The 513-nt window shown below is 50.5% G+C and carries 1 pseudogene; it reads right to left on the reverse strand.

Features of this window, described 5'->3' with window-relative positions:
- Positions 1–513 (reverse strand): annotated as a pseudogene (locus tag ACJHXB_RS24825) (bacteriophage T4 gp5 trimerisation domain-containing protein); the annotation flags it as partial.

Here is a 513-nt window from a genome sequence, read left to right on the forward strand (position 1 = left end):
CGGTCTGCCCGGTATCATCCTTTTTCGTTTTACCAACGGTGAAGGTAACGTTATTTCCGACTTTGACGTCATAACCCAGCCCGACCATCAACGATTTATGCAAACCGATCTACGAGGACTGCATCAGGGCCACCGAGGTGTTCATAATGCCACCTACCGTCGTCTGATACGCCACGCCCACAGTCAGCGCACGAACAAGTCCAATCGTTTCCACCTGAACAGAGCCCACTTTAATGATCTGGTTACTGCCCACCGTCTCTATCTGGTTAACGCCCACCGTCTGTATCTGATTGTTGGTAACCGCAATCATCTGATTGTTGCCAATGGTCTCAGCATGGTTGTTTATCACATCCGTGGTGCGGTTATTCAGCACCTCGGTGTTCATGTTCTTCTGCGCGTGGAGTAGACCTGTTCTTTCCCTGTCGCATCGTCAAACTTCAGTTCATTAAACCCGCTGCCCTTATAGGTTTTCGAACGAATGGTCATCTGCGTCTTTGTTCCCGGCAGGCTGCC

Source organism: Escherichia sp. WS3227_2 (assembly GCF_046486495.1).
Lineage (GTDB): Bacteria > Pseudomonadota > Gammaproteobacteria > Enterobacterales > Enterobacteriaceae > Escherichia > Escherichia coli.